General features: G+C 69.9%; 10 protein-coding genes and 1 rRNA gene. 9 read left to right on the top strand and 2 right to left on the bottom strand.

What is annotated here, in order from left to right; translation table 11 throughout:
• Positions 1–23: 23 nt before the first annotated feature.
• Positions 24–4,391, top strand: a complete 4,368-nt coding sequence (locus tag KEG57_RS31780; RefSeq protein ID WP_272421147.1) for a DEAD/DEAH box helicase — start codon at positions 24–26, stop codon at positions 4,389–4,391.
• 17 nt (positions 4,392–4,408) lie between these two features.
• Here the strand turns inward: KEG57_RS31780 and KEG57_RS31775 are convergent, their stop codons facing one another.
• Positions 4,409–7,936, bottom strand: coding sequence for a caspase family protein (locus KEG57_RS31775; RefSeq protein WP_272421148.1), 3,528 nt, complete (start codon positions 7,934–7,936; stop codon positions 4,409–4,411).
• A gap of 13 nt (positions 7,937–7,949) precedes the next feature.
• Positions 7,950–9,008, bottom strand: coding sequence for a class 1 fructose-bisphosphatase (fbp, locus tag KEG57_RS31770; RefSeq protein WP_272421149.1), 1,059 nt, complete (start codon positions 9,006–9,008; stop codon positions 7,950–7,952).
• A 151-nt stretch (positions 9,009–9,159) separates the two neighbouring features.
• Between fbp and KEG57_RS31765 the strand changes: the two genes are divergently transcribed.
• The 8 genes from KEG57_RS31765 to KEG57_RS31730 form a co-directional block, all read left to right on the top strand.
• Positions 9,160–10,095 carry a class I fructose-bisphosphate aldolase gene (locus KEG57_RS31765; protein ID WP_272421150.1) on the top strand — a complete coding sequence of 312 codons (936 nt, stop codon included), beginning with the start codon at positions 9,160–9,162 and terminating at the stop codon, positions 10,093–10,095.
• A 244-nt stretch (positions 10,096–10,339) separates the two neighbouring features.
• Entirely contained in the window at positions 10,340–11,821 is a 1,482-nt protein-coding gene (locus tag KEG57_RS31760; RefSeq protein WP_272421151.1) for a leucyl aminopeptidase, read from the top strand.
• A gap of 10 nt (positions 11,822–11,831) precedes the next feature.
• Positions 11,832–12,695: a tRNA 2-thiocytidine(32) synthetase TtcA gene (gene ttcA / locus KEG57_RS31755; protein WP_272421152.1), complete on the top strand. Its 864-nt coding sequence runs from the start codon at positions 11,832–11,834 to the stop codon at positions 12,693–12,695.
• A 6-nt stretch (positions 12,696–12,701) separates the two neighbouring features.
• Positions 12,702–13,520, top strand: coding sequence for a hypothetical protein (locus tag KEG57_RS31750; RefSeq protein ID WP_272421153.1), 819 nt, complete (start codon positions 12,702–12,704; stop codon positions 13,518–13,520).
• 129 nt (positions 13,521–13,649) lie between these two features.
• A complete protein-coding gene (locus KEG57_RS31745; protein ID WP_272421154.1) occupies positions 13,650–13,829 on the top strand; it encodes a hypothetical protein in 180 nt (59 codons plus the stop codon).
• Positions 13,826–14,854, top strand: coding sequence for a peptidylprolyl isomerase (locus tag KEG57_RS31740; RefSeq protein ID WP_272421155.1), 1,029 nt, complete (start codon positions 13,826–13,828; stop codon positions 14,852–14,854). The genes KEG57_RS31745 and KEG57_RS31740 overlap by 4 nt, the downstream gene beginning before the upstream one ends.
• On the top strand, positions 14,851–15,513 hold the full coding sequence (locus tag KEG57_RS31735; protein WP_272421156.1) for a roadblock/LC7 domain-containing protein: 663 nt from the start codon (positions 14,851–14,853) through the stop codon (positions 15,511–15,513). The genes KEG57_RS31740 and KEG57_RS31735 overlap by 4 nt, the downstream gene beginning before the upstream one ends.
• 872 nt (positions 15,514–16,385) lie before the next feature.
• Positions 16,386–16,692 (top strand): 16S ribosomal RNA (locus KEG57_RS31730); the annotation flags it as partial.

Here is a 16,692-nt window from a genome sequence, read left to right as displayed (position 1 = left end):
CGCGGTAGCCTTTCGGTAAGGCCGTGTTCCACCCCCTCGTCGACGCCTGGTTCACCCGCCGCTTCGGGGCCGCGACGCCCGTGCAGGCCCGCGCTTGGCCCACGATCCAGCGAGGTGAAAACTGCCTCATCGCCGCCCCCACCGGCTCGGGAAAGACGCTCGCCGCGTTCCTCGCGTGCCTCGATCGCCTCGTGCGCGCGAGCGACGAGGGGCGGCTCCCGGACCGCATCGAGGTCGTCTACGTCTCGCCGCTGAAGGCGCTGTCGAACGACGTGCAGAAGAACCTCGACGAGCCGATCGCGGAGCTCACCGCGCTCGCGGGCGAGCTCGGTCTCGCGCGCCCCTCCGTCCGCACCGCCGTGCGCACGGGCGACACGCCGGAGCAGGATCGGCGAAAGCTCTTCAAGAAGCCCCCGCACGTGCTGGTCACGACGCCGGAGTCGCTCTTCATCCTGCTCGGATCGGCTTCGGGTCGTCGCGCGCTCGGGGGCGTGCGGACCGTGATCGTGGACGAGATCCACGCGGTCGCTTCCGACAAGCGAGGCGCGCACCTCGCGCTCTCGATCGAGCGGCTCGAAGAGCTCGTGACGAGCGGCGGGGAGCCGCGGCCGCAGCGCGTGGGGCTCTCGGCGACGATGCGGCCGATCGAGGTCGCGGCGCGGATGCTCGTCGGCGCGGGGAGGCCACTGCCGGAGATCGTCGACGCGGGCGTGCGCCGAGATCTCGACCTCGCGATCGAGGTGCCGCGCGACGAGCTCGGGGCGGTCTGCACGATCGAGCAGTGGGAAGAGCTTTACGATCGCGTGGCGGACATGTGCCGCGCGCACAAGTCGACGCTCGTCTTCGTGAATACGCGGCGGCTCGTCGAGCGCGTGGCGCTGCACCTCGGCGAGCGGCTCGGCGAGGAAGCCGTGGCCGCCCATCACGGCAGCCTTTCGCGGTCGCGGAGGCTCGCGGCGGAGCGCAGACTCAAGGCCGGCGAGCTCAAGGTCGTGGTGGCGACGGCGTCGCTCGAGCTCGGGATCGACGTGGGCGCCGTGGAGCTCGTTTGCCTCGTGGGATCACCGCGATCGATCGCCACGGCGCTGCAGCGGATCGGCCGCTCGGGCCACGCGCTCGCGGCGACACCGAAGGGGAGGATGTTCCCGCTGACGCGCGATCAGCTCGTCGAGTGCGCGGCGATCGTCAGGTCGGCGCGGCGCGGAGAGATCGATCGCATCGCGATGCGCGACGCGCCGCTCGACGTGCTCGCGCAGCAAATCGTGGCGGCGTGCGCGTCGGGGGAGCGGGGCGAGGACGAGCTCTTCGAGCTCGTGCGGCGGGCGGCTCCGTACGAGAACCTCACGCGCGCGGCGTTCGACGATGTCGTGCAGATGCTCGCCGAGGGCGTCTCGGCGCGGCGCGGCCGCGCGGGCGCGCTGCTCTTCCGGGATGGCGTGGGGCAAAGGCTCAAGGCGCGGCGCGGGGCGTCGATCGCCGCGCTCACGTCGGGCGGGGCGATCCCGGACAACGGCAACTACGACGTCGTGCTCGCGGACGGGATGAAGGTCGGCTCGGTCGACGAGGACTTCGCGATCGACTCGTCGGCGGGTGACGTCTTCCTCCTCGGATCCACGTCGTGGCGGATCCGCCGCATCGAGGCGGGCAAGGTGTGGGTCGAGGACGCGCCGGGCGCGCCGCCGACCGTGCCGTTCTGGTTCGGCGAGGGGCCGGCGCGCACGCGCGAGCTCTCCGCGGAGGTGGGCCTCTTGCGCGAGGAGGTCGCGCGGAGGCTCTTCGACGGGCGCGAGCCGGCCGAGCCCGCGCGGCTCTGGCCGACGGCGGAGTGGCTCGAAGAGACGTGCGCGCTCGATCGTGCAGGCGCGGTGCTGCTCTGCGAGTACGTGGCGGCCGCGCGATCCGCGCTCGGGGAGATGCCGTCGCAACACGTCGTCGTGGCTGAGCGGTTCTTCGACGAGGCGGGCGGCATGCAGCTCATCCTGCATGCGCCCTTCGGCGCACGCATCAACCGCGCCTGGGGCCTCGCGCTGCGCAAGCGCTTCTGCCGGAGCTTCGACTTCGAGCTGCAGGCGGCGGCGACCGACGACGGTGTGCTGCTCTCGCTCGGCGCGCAGCACAGCTTCCCGCTGGAAGTGATCTTCGAGATGCTCCGGCCCGAAGGTGTCGTGGGCGTGCTCGAACAGGCCGCGCTGCAAGCGCCGATGTTCGGCACGCGCTTCCGGTGGAACGCGACGCGCGCGCTCCAGATCCTGCGTTTCTCCGGGGGACGAAAGGTGCCGGCGCCGCTCGTGCGCATGCGGAGCGACGACCTCATCGCCGCCGTCTTCCCGGCGCAGCTCGGCTGCCAGGACAACCACGGGCGCGAGGCGATCCTCGAGATCCCGGACCACCCGCTCGTGCGCGAGACGATGCGCGACTGCCTGACGGAGGTGATGGACGCCCAGGGCCTCACCGAGGTGCTCGAACGGATCAAGCGCGGCGAGATCCAGATCGTCTCGCGCGAGACGGCCGAGCCGAGCGTGCTGTCGCACGAGATCCTGAACGCGAATCCGTACGCCTTCCTCGACGATGCGCCGCTCGAAGAGCGACGGGCGCGCGCGGTCGCCGTGCGCCGCGGCTTGCCGGCGGAGATCGCGGACCGGATCGGCGGGCTCGATCCCGAGGCGATCGAGGCGATCGTCGCGGAGGCCCGGCCCGTGGTGCGCGACGAGGACGAGCTGCACGATCTCTTGCTCGATCTCACGGCGTTGCCCGAGGAGGACGCGAGCGCGCTCGGATACGATCGGCTGCTCGACGTGCTCGTGCGCGCGCGGCGCGTGGCGAAGCTTTCGGGGCCGGGGATCACGGGGGCGTTGTGGGTCGCGGCCGAGCGGCGAGATCGGGCGGCTGCGATCTGGCCTGCGGGCGCGTTCACGCCGGCGCTTTCGCAGCCTGCGAAGGTCTCCGCGGGAGAGCTTGTGGAGGGGGAACGCGAGACCGCGATCGCGGGCCTCGTACGCGGCTGGCTCGCCCTCGTCGGCCCGATCCAGGCGGCCATGCTCGCCGAGCGCCTCTCGATCGAGATCTCCGACATCGAGATCGCCCTCGCGCGTGTGGAGGCGGACGGCGTGGTCCTGCGCGGGAGGTTCTCGCCGGACCTCGAACCCGGCGCGATCGAGTGGTGTGATCGGCGCCTGCTCGCGCGCATCCATCGCCGCACCGTCGACGGCCTGCGCCGCGCGATCGAGCCGGCGACGCCCGTCGAGCTCATGCGCTTCCTGCTCGCGTGGCAGGGCGTGATCCCCGGGCAACGCGCGCACGGCGCCGCGGGGCTCGCGCGTGTGGTCGAGCAGCTCCAGGGCTTCGAGATCGCCGCGGGCGCGTGGGAGAGCGAGATCCTCCCGGCGCGCGTCGAGGCCTACGAGCCCTCGTGGCTCGATCTGCTTTGCCTGTCCGGGGAAGTCGCGTGGGGGCGGCTCTCGCCACGCGCCTCGGCCGGCGGTGCGCCCACGCGTGCGGCGCCGATCACGCTGGCCTTGCGGCGGGATCTCGCGTGGCTGCTTGCGGAGCCGTCCGAGGCCGCCGCGCAGGGGCCGCTCGGCGACGAAGGCCTTTCGCTTCCCGCACGCCGCGTGCTCGCCACGCTCGGCGCGGCGGGCGCGTCGTTCTTCGAGGACATCGTCCGGGCCACGGGCCTCGCGCGGCCCGAGGTCGAGGAGGCGCTCTGGGAGCTCGTCTCCGCCGGTCGGATCACGGGGGACGGGTTCGCGGGGCTGCGCGGTTTGCTCGGGCCGTCGGCGCGTGCCCGCGCTCGTTCGAGCACCAAGCATTCTCGCGGCGCGCCCGTCCTCGCGGCGGGCCGCTGGGCGCTTTTCCGCGCGCCTGTCCTCGGAGACGCGCCTCCCGCGGACGGCGCCGATCCGGCGGCGACGATCGAGGCCCACGCACGGCAACTCTTGCGGCGCTGGGGCATCGTCTTCCGCGAGCTCGTCACCCGCGAGTCGCGCGCCCCGGCATGGCGAGACCTCGTGCGTGTCTATCGCCGCCTGGAGATGCGGGGCGAGGTCCGCGGCGGCCGGCTCGTCGCGTCCTTCGTGGGAGAGCAGTTCGCGTTGCCGGAGGCCCTCGAATCGCTGCGGGCCATCCGCAAGGCGCCGCTGCGTGGAGAGGTCGTGCGGCTCTCCGCGTGTGATCCGCTGAACCTCGTGGGGACGATCCTTCCGGGCGAGCGCGTGCCTTCGACGCTTTCGCACGTCGTCACGTACCGGGACGGCATGCCGATCGAAGAGCCCATCGAGGCCGAACGAGTCCCTCACCCCCAACCCCTCTCCCTTTCGGGAGAGGGGAGAAGACGCGCCGTACACCCCTCTCCGGGACGGAGAGGGGAGGGGGGTGAGGTCGTTCGAAGCTGAACGAACCTTCCGGCGGACTACCGCGCCGCCGGCGCCACCATGAACTCCCCGAACATCTCGCGCCGCGCGACCCACGGCGTCTGCTTGCCGTTCGAGGCCGCGCGCACCCGCTCGGTCACGTAGTCGACGAGCTCGTTCACCTCGATGGCGCCGCTGCGATCTCGATCGGGCGCCTCGCCGTCGAGCGCTTCGAGCAGCGCGCTCGTGAAGAGTCCGTGTCCGCCCTTGAGATCCTTCTGCTTCGGCGGCTGCTTGCCCTCCCATGCGAGCTCGAGCCCGCGGCTCGCCCCGCTCGCCCCGTCCGGCGGCACCTCGTAACTGAACTGCGATCCACGCGCTGCCGAGAACACGAGGACGCCCGCGCGATCTCCCGCGGCGAGCTCCCGCGCGAGCGACTCGTTCGGCGCGACGACCTCCGTCGACACATACCCCGCGTGGCAGGCGTCGAGCATCATGAGCACGCGCCCGCGCGCTCCGCGCAGCGCCTTCTCGATGCGGTCCCACCCGATCCCGTGCTGGGTCGCGGCCTCGCGGGTGAACGCCGCTTGGCTCGTCAGGAAGAGCATCTTCGATTCGTCGAGCCGCGCCCCGTGGCCCGCGAAAAACACGACGGCGAGGTCGTCCGGGCGCATGCCCGCGAGCCCCGCGAGTGCCTCGTCCACGCGTCCCACCGTCACCTCGTCGTCGAGCAGCGTCGTCGCCACGATGCGGCCGAACGGGCGGTTCGGCCCCGCGAAGCGCGCGAGCGACGAGGCAACCGAGCGTGCGTCGTCGTCTGCGAAATCGAGCTGCTGCTCGGGTGGCATGTTGGGATATCGGCTCACGCCGATGGAGAGCACGTGCAGGCTCGGCTTCTCGGCGAGAGGGGACGTCGACACGACATCGAGCTGCTCGGGGTTGCTCGCGTAGCCGGCGGCGTCGTACGCGACGAGGCTCAGTCGGTTCCTGCCCGCGTGGAGCGGCACGTCGAGCGAGACGCGCCCCTCCGTGGCGCACACGAGTCGATCGACCGCGGGTTTGCCGTCGACGAAGACGCGCACGCGATCGACACGCGAGGGGCTCGTCGCGACCACGTCGAGCGTGAGTCGGTTGTCCGTCGTCTCGATCATCCCTCGCGGGGCCTTCGCCTCGACGCGCAACCTCGGCGGCCGCGCGAGCGAGGCCGGCGCCGGTGTCTCCTCACCGCCGAGGCTCCGCTCCACGAGATCCGGCCGCTCGAACCGGGTAGCGAAGCGCTCGAACGAGAAGCCCTCCAGGGGATCCGAGAACATCCACGCGACGCTTCGCGCGCCATCGATGCTCGATCGATAGGCGCCGGACGGCGTCGCCGACACCCACTCCCCGTTCGGCGTGGAGACGAGCGTCATGACGACGTCGCCGCGCTCCGAAACGAGGGAGGTCGCGCCCCCGTTGCCGCTGAGGAGGAAGAGGTCTCGCTTCGGAGCCACGGTGATCGCGGAGATCTCGTTGTCCGCGACCGCGAGGCGCGCGCGCACGGCGAAGCTCGACGCGTCGAGCAGGACGGGCCTGAGCCCACCCACGACGATCGCGCCCTTGTGCCATCGCACGGGCCCGTCCGTCTCCGGCTTGTGCACGTTCCGCACGCGGCCCGTGCCGGCGTCGATCTCCATCAGCACGGACACGAAGTGCTGCACGCCTCCCTTGTTCGTCTCCAGCCGCCGCGTCGACACGACGACCGTCTTTCCGTCAGGCGAAAAAGCGGCGTGGGAGCGATCGACATCCATCCCGCCATCCGGCCGCTTCGCGATGCCGAGTGGGATCGTCTGAAGCTTGAGGGTCCAGTTGAGCTTCCCCGTATCCGTGCGCAGGGACGCGAGCGTGTCGCCGCCGGCCACGACGAGGTGCAGGCCGTCCGTCGAGAGAGCGAAGAACCTCGGGTCCGACGCGAGCTTGGCGACGACGCGCCCCTGGGGCCGCGCGATCTCGCCGAAGGGAGACTTCGGAAGCGGCGGCAGCGGCCCGCGGAGATCCCACCGCTCCACCGCCACGTCGTGTTTCTCCTCGATCACCGGCGCTCCGCCCGGGCCCTTCTTGCTCACGATCTTCCGATCCGTCTGCACATGCACGGTGAGCAGCTCCTCGCCCGTCGGCAAGAACTCCGTGAAGCGCACGAACGCTCCGGACCGCAAGCTCCAGCGGCGCAGCGTTTGTCCCCGCGCGGTCTCGCGCACGCGTACCTCGAACCCGCCCGTCGTCGATGCGAGCTGCTCGCCGTTCGGCGCGTACGACAGCGCGATGACCCGCCCCTGCTCCCGCTCGCTCTCGGCGATGCCGGGCCTGGGCTTGCCGGTCCGTAGATCCCAGCGCGTGAGATCGCCGTTGAATGCGCCCGTTGCGAGCTCGCTCCCGTCGGGCCGCGCGGCGACCGACTCGATGGATCGAGGCAGCCCCTCGATCGTGCGCACTGCGCGCATCGTCTGCACGTCGCGCACCTCGATGCTCGTGCCCACGCCGAGGTGGCTCCGCGCCATCACGAGCGTCGAGCCGTCGCGGCTCGCGGCGACGAGATCTCCCTGTGGCGGATCGGGCGTGGAGAGCGAGACGGCCTGCCCGTCGGGGAGGGTGAACGCCGAAGCGCGCCCGGTCATGAGATCCAGGGCCCAGAGCCGCCCGCTCGCCGCGGACGCGTCTTTGTATCGACCTGGAAGGACGCGCGGCGCGCCGCCCTTCGCGAGCGGGAACAACGTGATCGTTCCGCCTGCGCTCACCAGGACGACGACCTCGGGCGTGAGCGTGACGCGCATCGGCGTATCCGCGAGCCCGCTCGCCAGCGGGAAGCGATGCGTGACCGAGTCGGTCGTGACGTCGACGACGACGAGCTCTCCGGGGTAGGCCGCTGCGACGCGCCGGCCCTCGGCGTCGTGCGTGAGCGCGAGCGCGCTCGGGGTCTTCGCGCCGACGGCGATCTCCTTCTTCGGACGGCCCGTCTTCGCGTCGAAGAGCGTGAGTTTGTCCGTGGCCATCGCGAGCCACGTGCCGTCCGGCGAGAGCTGGAAGGCCCCGTGGAGCGGAACCGTGGTGCGCGGGCTCTTCAGCTTGTCGAGGTCGACCACCTGCACCATGAGCCCCTCGGGCGTCCCGTCCGGCGCGTAGTACGCGAGGCGCTTGCCATCCGCGCTGATCGACAGGTCCTGCACGAAGTATCCGGCCGTCACGAACCTCGTGAGGAGCAGGCCTGTGCGCAGATCCCACACGCGCACGGTCCCATCCTGCGCGCCCGACGCGAGCTTGCTGCCGTCAGTGCTCACCGCGATCCGCTGGATCGGCCGCTCGTGACCATTCTGCAGGAGGAACGTCGGCTTGCTCGGCGCGCGGTCGGCCGGAGGCGCGGGCTCCGGGCACGTGGGCAGCGGTGCATCGGGATCCGCCTGCGCCTCCGCGATCCGAGGCGCCCCCTTCGTCTGCCCGGGCTCTGCCGGAGGTCGAGCCTGGTGCACGGGCTGCACGGTCGTGTTGCAGCCGGCAGCGACGACGAGGGACGCGGCGAGCGCGCGGAAGGCGTTTCGAATCGAGGGCCGGGCCACAGGCCCGAGGGTACTACCGGTCGCCGCGCGCGAACGACTCGAAGATGTCCACGTCCCGCGGCGAGCCGAGAACGAGCGGCACGCGCTGGTGCAGCTCGGTCGGCGTGATGTCGAGGATGCGCGAGGTCCCCGTCGACGCCTTGCCGCCGGCCGCCTCGAACACGAACGCGAACGGGTTCGCTTCGTAGAGCAGCCGCAGCTTGCCCTGCTTGCTCTTGCGATCGGCCGGGTAGGCGAAGATGCCGCCCTTCATCAGCGTCCGATGCGCGTCGGCCACGAGCGAGCCGACGTAGCGCGCGCCGTACGGCCTCTCCGTCGCCTTGTCCTCTTCCTTGAGCCACGCGTTCCAGCGGCGCACCTCATCGGTCCAGTACGCGCTGTTGCCCTCGTTGATCGAGTAGAGCGAGGCCCGCTCCGGCACGCGAATGTTCTCGTGCGAGAGAAAAAACTCACCGACCGTCGGATCGTACGTGAACCCGTGCACGCCGCCGTGCCCCGTCGTGATCACGAGCATCGTCGACGAGCCGTAGAGGATGTACCCGGCGGCCACGAGCTCGCGCCCGGGTCGCAAAAAATCCTGCTCCGTCGCGCCCTCGCCGTCGGTCTCCTTGCGCAGCACGCCGAAAATCGTGCCGATGGAGATGTTCACGTCGATGTTCGACGAGCCGTCGAGCGGGTCGAAGACGACGAGGTACTTCGCCCGTCGATCGGTCGAGGTGATCCGGATCGAGTCGAGCTCCTCGCTGGCGACCGCGGCGCAATGCCTGCGGCGCCCGAGCACGCTGAGGAGCGTCTCGTTCGCCTCCTCGTCGAGCTTCTGCACGAGCTCGCCCTGAACGTTCGTCTGGCCCGTGTACCCGAGCAGCCGCGCGAGGCCGGCGCGACGCACCTTCGAGGTGACGAGCTTCGCGGCGAGGCCGATCTGGTTGAGGAGCGACGTGAACGTCCCGGTCGCCGCCGGGAAGCCGAGCTGTCCTTCGAGGATGAACGTTTCCAGCGTGATGCCGACGCGCGAAGGCCCTTCGGGCGGCGGGGCCCAGCTCTCTAGCCGCTTGTCCGAACTCGTGGTCATCGTGTTTCCCCTCTGGGGCCTGCCGTCTACCACGGCCCCCCACCCGACGTCGTCCGATTCCGGAGCATCGGTGTTCGTTGCGGAAGGGCCGCTCGCGGCCTAGCCTGCCGAACCGTGCCCGCGCGCCGGGCGAAACCCACCGGAGACGACCATGGCTCTCACCGATCGCGTCAAGCAGATCCTCTCTTGGTACTCCTCGGACAATCCCGGTACCCAGACGAACCTCGTGCGCCTCCTGAACCACGGCGCGCTCGCGGGTACGGGCAAGCTCGTCATTCTGCCCGTGGATCAGGGCTTCGAGCACGGCCCCGTGCGGTCGTTCGCGCCGAACCCCGAGGCGAACGATCCGGACTACCACTACCAGCTCGCCATCGACACGGGATGCAACGCGTACGCCGCGCCGCTTGGCTTTCTCGAGGCGGGCGCCGCCAAGTTCGCGGGCCAGATCCCGCTCATCCTCAAGCTCAACAACAGCGACTCGCTCGGCAAACCGGAGCACCCGATCTCGGCCGTCACGGGCTCGGTCGAGGACGCGCTCCGCCTCGGCTGCGTCGGCATCGGCTACACGATCTATCCGGGCTCCGGCGCTCGCAACCAGATGTACGAGGATCTCCGGGAGATCACGCTCGAGGCCAAGCGCAAGGGCCTCGTCGTCATCGTCTGGTCGTACGCGCGCGGCGCGCTGTCGAAGACCGGCGAGACGGCCATCGACGTCATCGCCTACGCCTCGCACATCGCGGCCGAGCTCGGCGCGCACATCGTGAAGGTCAAACCTCCGACGGCGCACATCGAGCAGGAAGAGGCGCGCAAGATGTACGAGAAGTACAACATCCCGATCGCGACGCTCTCTGAACGGATCCGCCACGTCATTCAGTCGACGTTCAATGGCCGACGCGTCGTCATCTTCTCGGGCGGCGAGGCCAAGGGCGTCGACGCCGTGCTCGCCGAGGTACGTGAGCTTGCGGCGGGCGGCTCGTTCGGCTCGATCATGGGGCGCAACGCGTTCCAGCGGCCTCGCGCCGAGGGCGCCGAGCTGCTCACGAACGTGATCCGCATCTACAAAGAAGCGTCCGCCGCAGGCCGCTGAGCGCGCACGCGTCTTCACGCCGGCCTTGCCGCAGCGCGGCGACGCACCCCGATGCGGCGCGCGTCACATGGGGTTTGGGGCGTAGCTCGGCTTGTCCGAGCGCAGCCCCAAGCGTCGAAGGAGTGGCGCGCGCCGTCCATCCCCGTGAAACCCACGAGACGACCGGTCGACGTTGCCTGCGTCTCGTGATTAGATGCGCGCCCCGACCCCGAGGGGTCTCGCACGCAATCGTCCAGGAGAACGCATGTCCATCAAGCTTTCCGTCGTTTCCCAGGACCCGCTTCGGATCGACGCCGACGTCGCCGTCATCGGCGTGCCCGAGGGGGCCACGACGAAGGAGGGCATCCTCGCGCAGCTCGAGGAGGCGCTCGGTCCGGTCGTCTCCCGCCTCGTCAAACGCGAGGATTTCACGGGGAAAAAGGACCAGACGCTCGATTTGCAGACGAACGGCGCGCTCCCCGCGCACCGCGTTCTCCTGATGGGTCTGGGCAAGGCGAACATCACCGACGTCGAGGTCCGGCTCCTCGCGGCGAAGGGCGCGCGGCTCGCGCTCGGCGGCAAGGCCGAGTCGCTCACGATCGCGCTGCCCGAGGGCGTCGCGCACGCCGCGCGCGCCGCGGCCGAGGGCGCGGTGCTCGGCGCCTACCGTTTCACGAGCTTCCTGACGGGCGATCGCATCCCGAAGACGAACCTCGGGCGCGTCACGCTCACGACGACGGGCCGCGTGAGCAAGGCCGATCGTGACGGCGCGGCGCTCGGCCAGAAGGTCGGCGAGTCCGTGTGCATCGCGCGCGACCTCATCAATACGCCTCCGAACGAGCTCTACCCGGAGAAGCTCGCGAAGGCGGCCGAGGAGGTCGCCAAGGCGAACGGCCTCGAGTGCAAGATCTTCGACAAGGCCCAGCTCACGAAGCGCGGCATGAAGCTCATCCTGGCCGTCGGCCAGGGCAGCGCGCGGGATCCGCGCCTCGTGCACCTCACGTACAAGCCGGCGAAGCCCGCGAAGAAGAAGCTCGTCTTCGTCGGCAAGGGCCTCACGTTCGACAGCGGCGGCCTCTGCATCAAGCCCGCGCAGGGCATGGAAGAGATGAAGGGCGACATGGGCGGCGCGGCCAACGTGATCGCGCTCATGGCCGCCGTCGCCGCCACGAAGCCGAATGTCGAGGTGCACGGCATCATCGGCTGCGCCGAGAACATGCCCGATGGCAACGCCTACCGTCCGGGCGACGTCTTCGGCTCGCTCGATGGGAAGACCGTCGAGATCATCAACACGGACGCCGAGGGCCGCCTCGTCCTCGCGGACTGCCTCGCGTACGCCCGCGCGCTCGAGCCCGACCTCATCCTCGACAACGCCACGCTTACCGGCGCGTGCGTCGTCGCGCTCGGCCCCACGGTCTCCGGCTTCTTCGCGAACCGCGAGGAGCTCGCCGATCAGTTCCGCAAGGCGGCGAAGACGGCGGGCGAGTCGACGTGGCAGCTCCCGCTCGTGGAGGAGCTGCGCGAGGGGCTGAAGAGCGACTGGGCGGACATCAAGCACACCGCGGATCGCTGGGGTGGCTCGATCACGGCCGCGCTCTTCCTGCGCGAGTTCGTGGGCGATCGCCCGTGGATCCACGTGGACATCGCCGGCCCCTCGCTTGCGAACAAGCCCTACGGCATCTACCCCAAGGGCGGTACGGGCCACGGGGTCCTCACGTTCCTCCGGCTCATCGAAGAGCTCTCCTGAAACCCTCGCTGTGAACCTACGCCGCAAGCTCGCGCGGGCGATGTCCCGCGCGATCGCCGATTTCAAGATGCTCTCCGACGGCGACCGCGTCCTCTGCGCGGTCTCGGGCGGCAAGGACAGCTACGCGATGCACGACCTGCTCGTGGATCTCGCGCGCCGAGCCCCCGTGCGTTTCAGCGTCGTCGCGGTGAACATCGACCAGGGGCACCCGGGCTATCCGGGGCACCTCCTGCGCGACTACATGGCCTCGCGTGGGCACGAGTTCGTGATGATCAACGAGGACACGTACTCGATCGTCACGGACAAGATCCCCGAGGGAAAGACGTACTGCTCGCTCTGCTCGCGCCTGCGCCGCGGCATCCTCTATCGCATCGCGCAGGAGATGGGCTGCACGAAGATCGCGCTCGGCCACCACCGCGACGACGCGATCACCACCTTGATGCTGAACCTCGTCTTCGCCGGTCAGCTCAAGGCCATGCCGCCGAAGCTCGTCGCGGACGACGGCAAGAACGTGGTCATCCGTCCGCTCATCTACTGCGCCGAGGACGACCTCGCGGCGTTCGCGGCCGAAGAGAAGTTCCCGATCCTGCCGTGCGACCTCTGCGGCTCGCAGGAGAACCTCCAGCGCAAGGCGATCAGCCGCTTGCTCGCCGACCTCGACGCGCGTTGCCCCGGCGCGCGCCGGAACATGCTCGCGGCGCTCGGCAACGTGCGGCCGAGCCACCTCTTCGATGCGGGCCTCTGGCAGAAGCTCGGCCTCGAAGTCGCGCGGGAAGACACGGGCAGCGAGGCCTCGGCCGCGCTCGCGGGGGACGACGACGACGCTGGTAACTTCGTTCCGCTTTCGAGGCTCTCCGATCGGAGTATCGTGTGAGCACGCATGGCGGATGATCGGGACCAGCGATCGAGCGAGACCGACCGCGAAGGGGCCCTCGCGGAGCCGCTGAAGGCCGCCCCGGCCCGCGCCCTCGCGCCTCAGGCCGAGGGGCCCGTCGCCCGCCTCGTCGCCGAGATTCGCGCCGGGGACTCCCCCGGACAAACGCTACTCGCCACCTTCGTCGCCTGGGCGACCACCGTCGCGCCCGCCGCGCTCTCGCGCTCCGCCGCGCGCCCTGCTGCATTCGTCGCGGTCGTCGGCCTCCTTGCTGGCCTCGCGGGTCCGCTCTTTCGGAGCAGCCGCCCGGCCCTCGCGCGTCACATCGGCATCACTGCGTTCCTCACGCTCACGACGGGCGCGTGGCTCCTCGGATCACCTGCGCTCGCGCCCGCGCGCCTCGATCCTTTGCGCGCGTCGGTCGGCGCGATCGCGTGGGGCGCGTTCGCGCTCTCGTGGCGCGAGCGCTGGGAGACGGGCCCGTCGAAGCCCGAGTCCCCGCGGGATCCCGACGCGCCGCTCCTGCAAGCGCGCTCGACGTTGCCGGGTGGCGCGATTCCCGTCGCAACCATCGGCATCCTCGCGGGCCTCATTTACCTCGTCCTCGCGTGGCACGTGCGTGATGGAGATCGCGCGCTCGCGGCGCAGGCCGTCGCGGTTGCTTGTGCGGTCGCCATCAGCGCCGTTGCGGCGACGGTGGCCGTCGATCGTGGCAAACGTTCGTCGAGGTCCTCGCGCCGCATGACGGCTGCGGCCGGGAAAGCGCTCCTCATGCTCGTCGTCTTCGTGGTGGCGGGGGTCGCCGTCGTCGTGATGCGCCGGTAGTCGCCTGGCGGACGAATCCAGGCGTTCGGTGGGCCCGCGGGGCATTCTCGGCGGCATTCGCCCGTGTTCGAGAACGTTTCCGGGCCGGTCCTGCCCCACAGGCCGGGCGCGGCGAGGTATGCTCCCATCGTGTCTCGCGCGATCGACGCCTTCGCGGTGCTTCTGCTCTTCGCAGCGGCTACCGCCTTTGGATTCGGCGTTCATGCGCTCGGCCAGCGCGACGACTTCAAGGCGGTCTACCTCCTCGTGATCGGTGGCCTCTCCTTGCGAGCGTCGACGGAGCTCTTGCGCCCGCGGGGGGGTGGATGAGCGTGTGCGCGGGCGTGCTGCGCGACGGGTTCGAGATTTCCGCGCCGCGGCTCGTGTCGCTCGTATCACTCGTGGCAGCCGCGGCCGGGTGTGGTGGCTCCGGCGGACCTTCGGGACCGCCGCCCGAGCGAGGCCCCCTCGCTGCGGGGACCGTCGCGCGGGTCGGGCAGGAAGAGGTGAACGAAGGCACGGTGGCGCGCATCGCTGCGGCGCAGAGCATCGATGTCACGGCGGCGCGGGATCTTGCGATTCGCGACGCGCTCTTCGCGAGCGAGGCTCGGTCGCGCAGTGCGTCGAACGCCCCTGAGCTCGAGGGCCGTGTGAGCGCGGCGCTCGCGCGTCGGCTCTTGCATCAGCTCCTCGCGGAGGCGGATCGAAAGGGGCCGGTGACGGACGGGGAGCTCGAGCGGGTGATGGCGCGCCGGTGGCTCGAGCTCGATCGTCCGGAGGGGTTTCGCACGGTGCATGCGGTCGTGCGGTTCGCCGAGAACGCGGATGCCGCGACGAAGAACCGCGCCGAGGCCGTGGCGCGTGCGATCCGCGAGGCGGTGCTGCCGGTCGCGGCGTCGGCGCGCACGACCGCGCGCCCGCAGCCGAAGCGCCCGTTCGAGGAGGTGAACGATCCGGTCGTCGCCTCGTTCCGAAGCGCGGTCGACGGCGTCGACAAGGACGGCTTCGAGATCGTCGTGGAGGCGCTCGCGCCGGTCACGGCGGACGGCCGCTTGATCCGCCCCGAAGGCGGGACGCTGGTGGAATCGTTTGCGCGTGCGGCGAGTGAGCTCGGGGCGCGTGGCGACACGAGCCCCCTCGTTCCCACGTCGTATGGCGTGCACGTGCTCGTCTTGCTCGAGCGCACGCCGGCGTTGATCGTTTCCTTGGAGGAGCGCCGGAGGCTCGTGCGTGACGAGGTCGTGTGGGGCCGCGCGAGTGCGGCGCGGTCGAAGCTCCTCGAAGGGCTCCGGCGTGATGTCCTCGTCGAGCGGAGCGCGGAGTCGCTCCTCGCCCTGGTCCCGATCGAGCGATGAGCGAACGCACGCGATCCCGCCGTCCTCGTCCTGCGCCTCCGCCGCGTGATCAGGAGGCGTCGACCTTCACGAAGATCCTCGAGCGCCTCGTGCGGGCCTTGCCTGGCGCGAAGGGCACGGCGCTCGTCGACGCGGAAGGGGAGACCGTCGACTACTTCGGCATCCTCGATCCGTTCGACCTCAAAGTAGCTGCGGCGCACTGGCAGATCGTGCTCGGCGAGTTGCGCGAGACGCCGAACTTCGCGTCGCCGAAGAAGATCACGGTTCGCGCGCGCGGCCGTGGGTACATCGTCCGGCAGCTCCCGGATGGGTATGCCCTCGTCGTCGTGTTTCATCCGCTCGCGGCGTTTGCGGCTTCCGAGCGCACGCTCGAGGAGATCGAGGCGCAGATCTATGCAGAGGCGGGCTGGGCGCGGCCGCAGGGCAGCACGAAGTGGTTCCGCGTCGACGTGGAGACGGCCCCGCCGGATCACTCGCGCCCGCGGCGGCTCCGGGCGGCGGGCGGCTGGCAGCCGATCGAGGTGATGGGGGCGATGGTGGGACTTCGCGGGCGAGAGAAGGGCTTTCGCGTGCGCTTGCCGAGCGGCGCGGAGATGCTCCTCGTGCGCGAGTGCCGGGACCGCTGGTTTGCGGACGAGCACGTCGAGGAGCTCATCTAGACGCGTGTTCGTTCGTCTGGGCCGGCGTTTTTGCGGAGAAACCCGCGGCCGGACAAGACGGACGGAAAAAATGCATGCGGGTTGTTGACAGGAGGGGAGGGGTGAGTAGAGTCCGCCCTCCCAACGCGACGGCGCTGCTGCCGCGGAGGGGCTGCCGAGGGCCATCGCCCCGGTTCTTCAGCAAGAAGGAGTGAGTTTGGCTCTCTCCTTCGCCCCGCGAGAGGCGGGGAAAAGCGGAAGAGGCGGGACGAAAAAAAGGTGACGAGGCAGTTGACAGGCGGAACTCGATGAGTAAAGTCCGCCCCCCTCGATGCGACGGCGCGAGCCGCCGCGGAGGGGCCGCCGAGAGCTATCGCTCCGGTTCTTCAGCTCTATAGAGTGAGGTCTACCTCGCTCCCTCGACCTCGCAAGAGGGAGAGGAAAAGCAGAAGAAACGGGACGAAAAAAAGCGAAAAGGCGGTTGACAGGCGGAGCTCGATGAGTAGAATCCGCCGCCCCGACGCGAAGGAAGCCGCGGTGAGCAGCTCCGAGCGAAGGGAGAGACGGTCGAAAAAGAAAACGACCGATTCGAAAATGAATGGTTGACAGGGCGCCGAGAGGCAACTAAATCAACCGACCTCGCCGAGACAAACGGTTTCGCGAAAGCGGCCCGGGCGGACGGCGAGATGACAGAACGAAGGAATGGCAGGAATGTCTGCCGGAAGCCTTCGGCTCGGTCCTTGAAAACTGGATTGTACGCAACACGCAATAACGTGTGGTGACGTGGCCCTCGCCTCCGACCTGCGCAAGCACGGTCGAGGCAACACGTCATGCCAATAAGGCATGAGTCGTCACCCGGTCTTTAGCCGGACCGAGGTGACCTCCAGCAGGTTTAACTGGAGAGTTTGATCCTGGCTCAGAACGAACGTTAGCGGCGCGCCTAACACATGCAAGTCGTGCGAGAAAGGGCTTCGGCCCCGGTAAAGCGGCGCACGGGTGAGTAACACGTAGGTAACCTACCCTCTGGTGGTGGATAACCTTCCGAAAGGAGGGCTAATACAGCATAAGACCACGGCCTCGCAAGAGGCAGGGGTAAAAGCGGGCTTCTGCATGCAAGCTCGCACCAGGGGATGGGCCTGCGGCCCATCAGCTAGTTGGTGAGGTAATGGCTCACCAAGGCAAAGACGGGTAGCTGGTCTG

The organism is Polyangium jinanense (assembly GCF_028435365.1).
Note: the sequence above shows the minus strand (reverse complement) of the source record. Positions and strands in the feature narration are given on the sequence as shown.

Bases quoted from the DNA above. Each gene is read 5' to 3' on its own strand.
- KEG57_RS31765 (WP_272421150.1), top strand. From the start codon at position 9,160: ATGGCTCTCACCGATCGCGTCAAGCAGATCCTCTCTTGGTACTCCTCG.
- KEG57_RS31760 (WP_272421151.1), top strand. From the start codon at position 10,340: ATGTCCATCAAGCTTTCCGTCGTTTCCCAGGACCCGCTTCGGATCGAC.
- KEG57_RS31735 (WP_272421156.1), top strand. From the start codon at position 14,851: ATGAGCGAACGCACGCGATCCCGCCGTCCTCGTCCTGCGCCTCCGCCG.
- KEG57_RS31740 (WP_272421155.1), top strand. From the start codon at position 13,826: ATGAGCGTGTGCGCGGGCGTGCTGCGCGACGGGTTCGAGATTTCCGCG.
- fbp (WP_272421149.1), bottom strand. From the start codon at position 9,008: ATGACCACGAGTTCGGACAAGCGGCTAGAGAGCTGGGCCCCGCCGCCC.
- KEG57_RS31750 (WP_272421153.1), top strand. From the start codon at position 12,702: ATGGCGGATGATCGGGACCAGCGATCGAGCGAGACCGACCGCGAAGGG.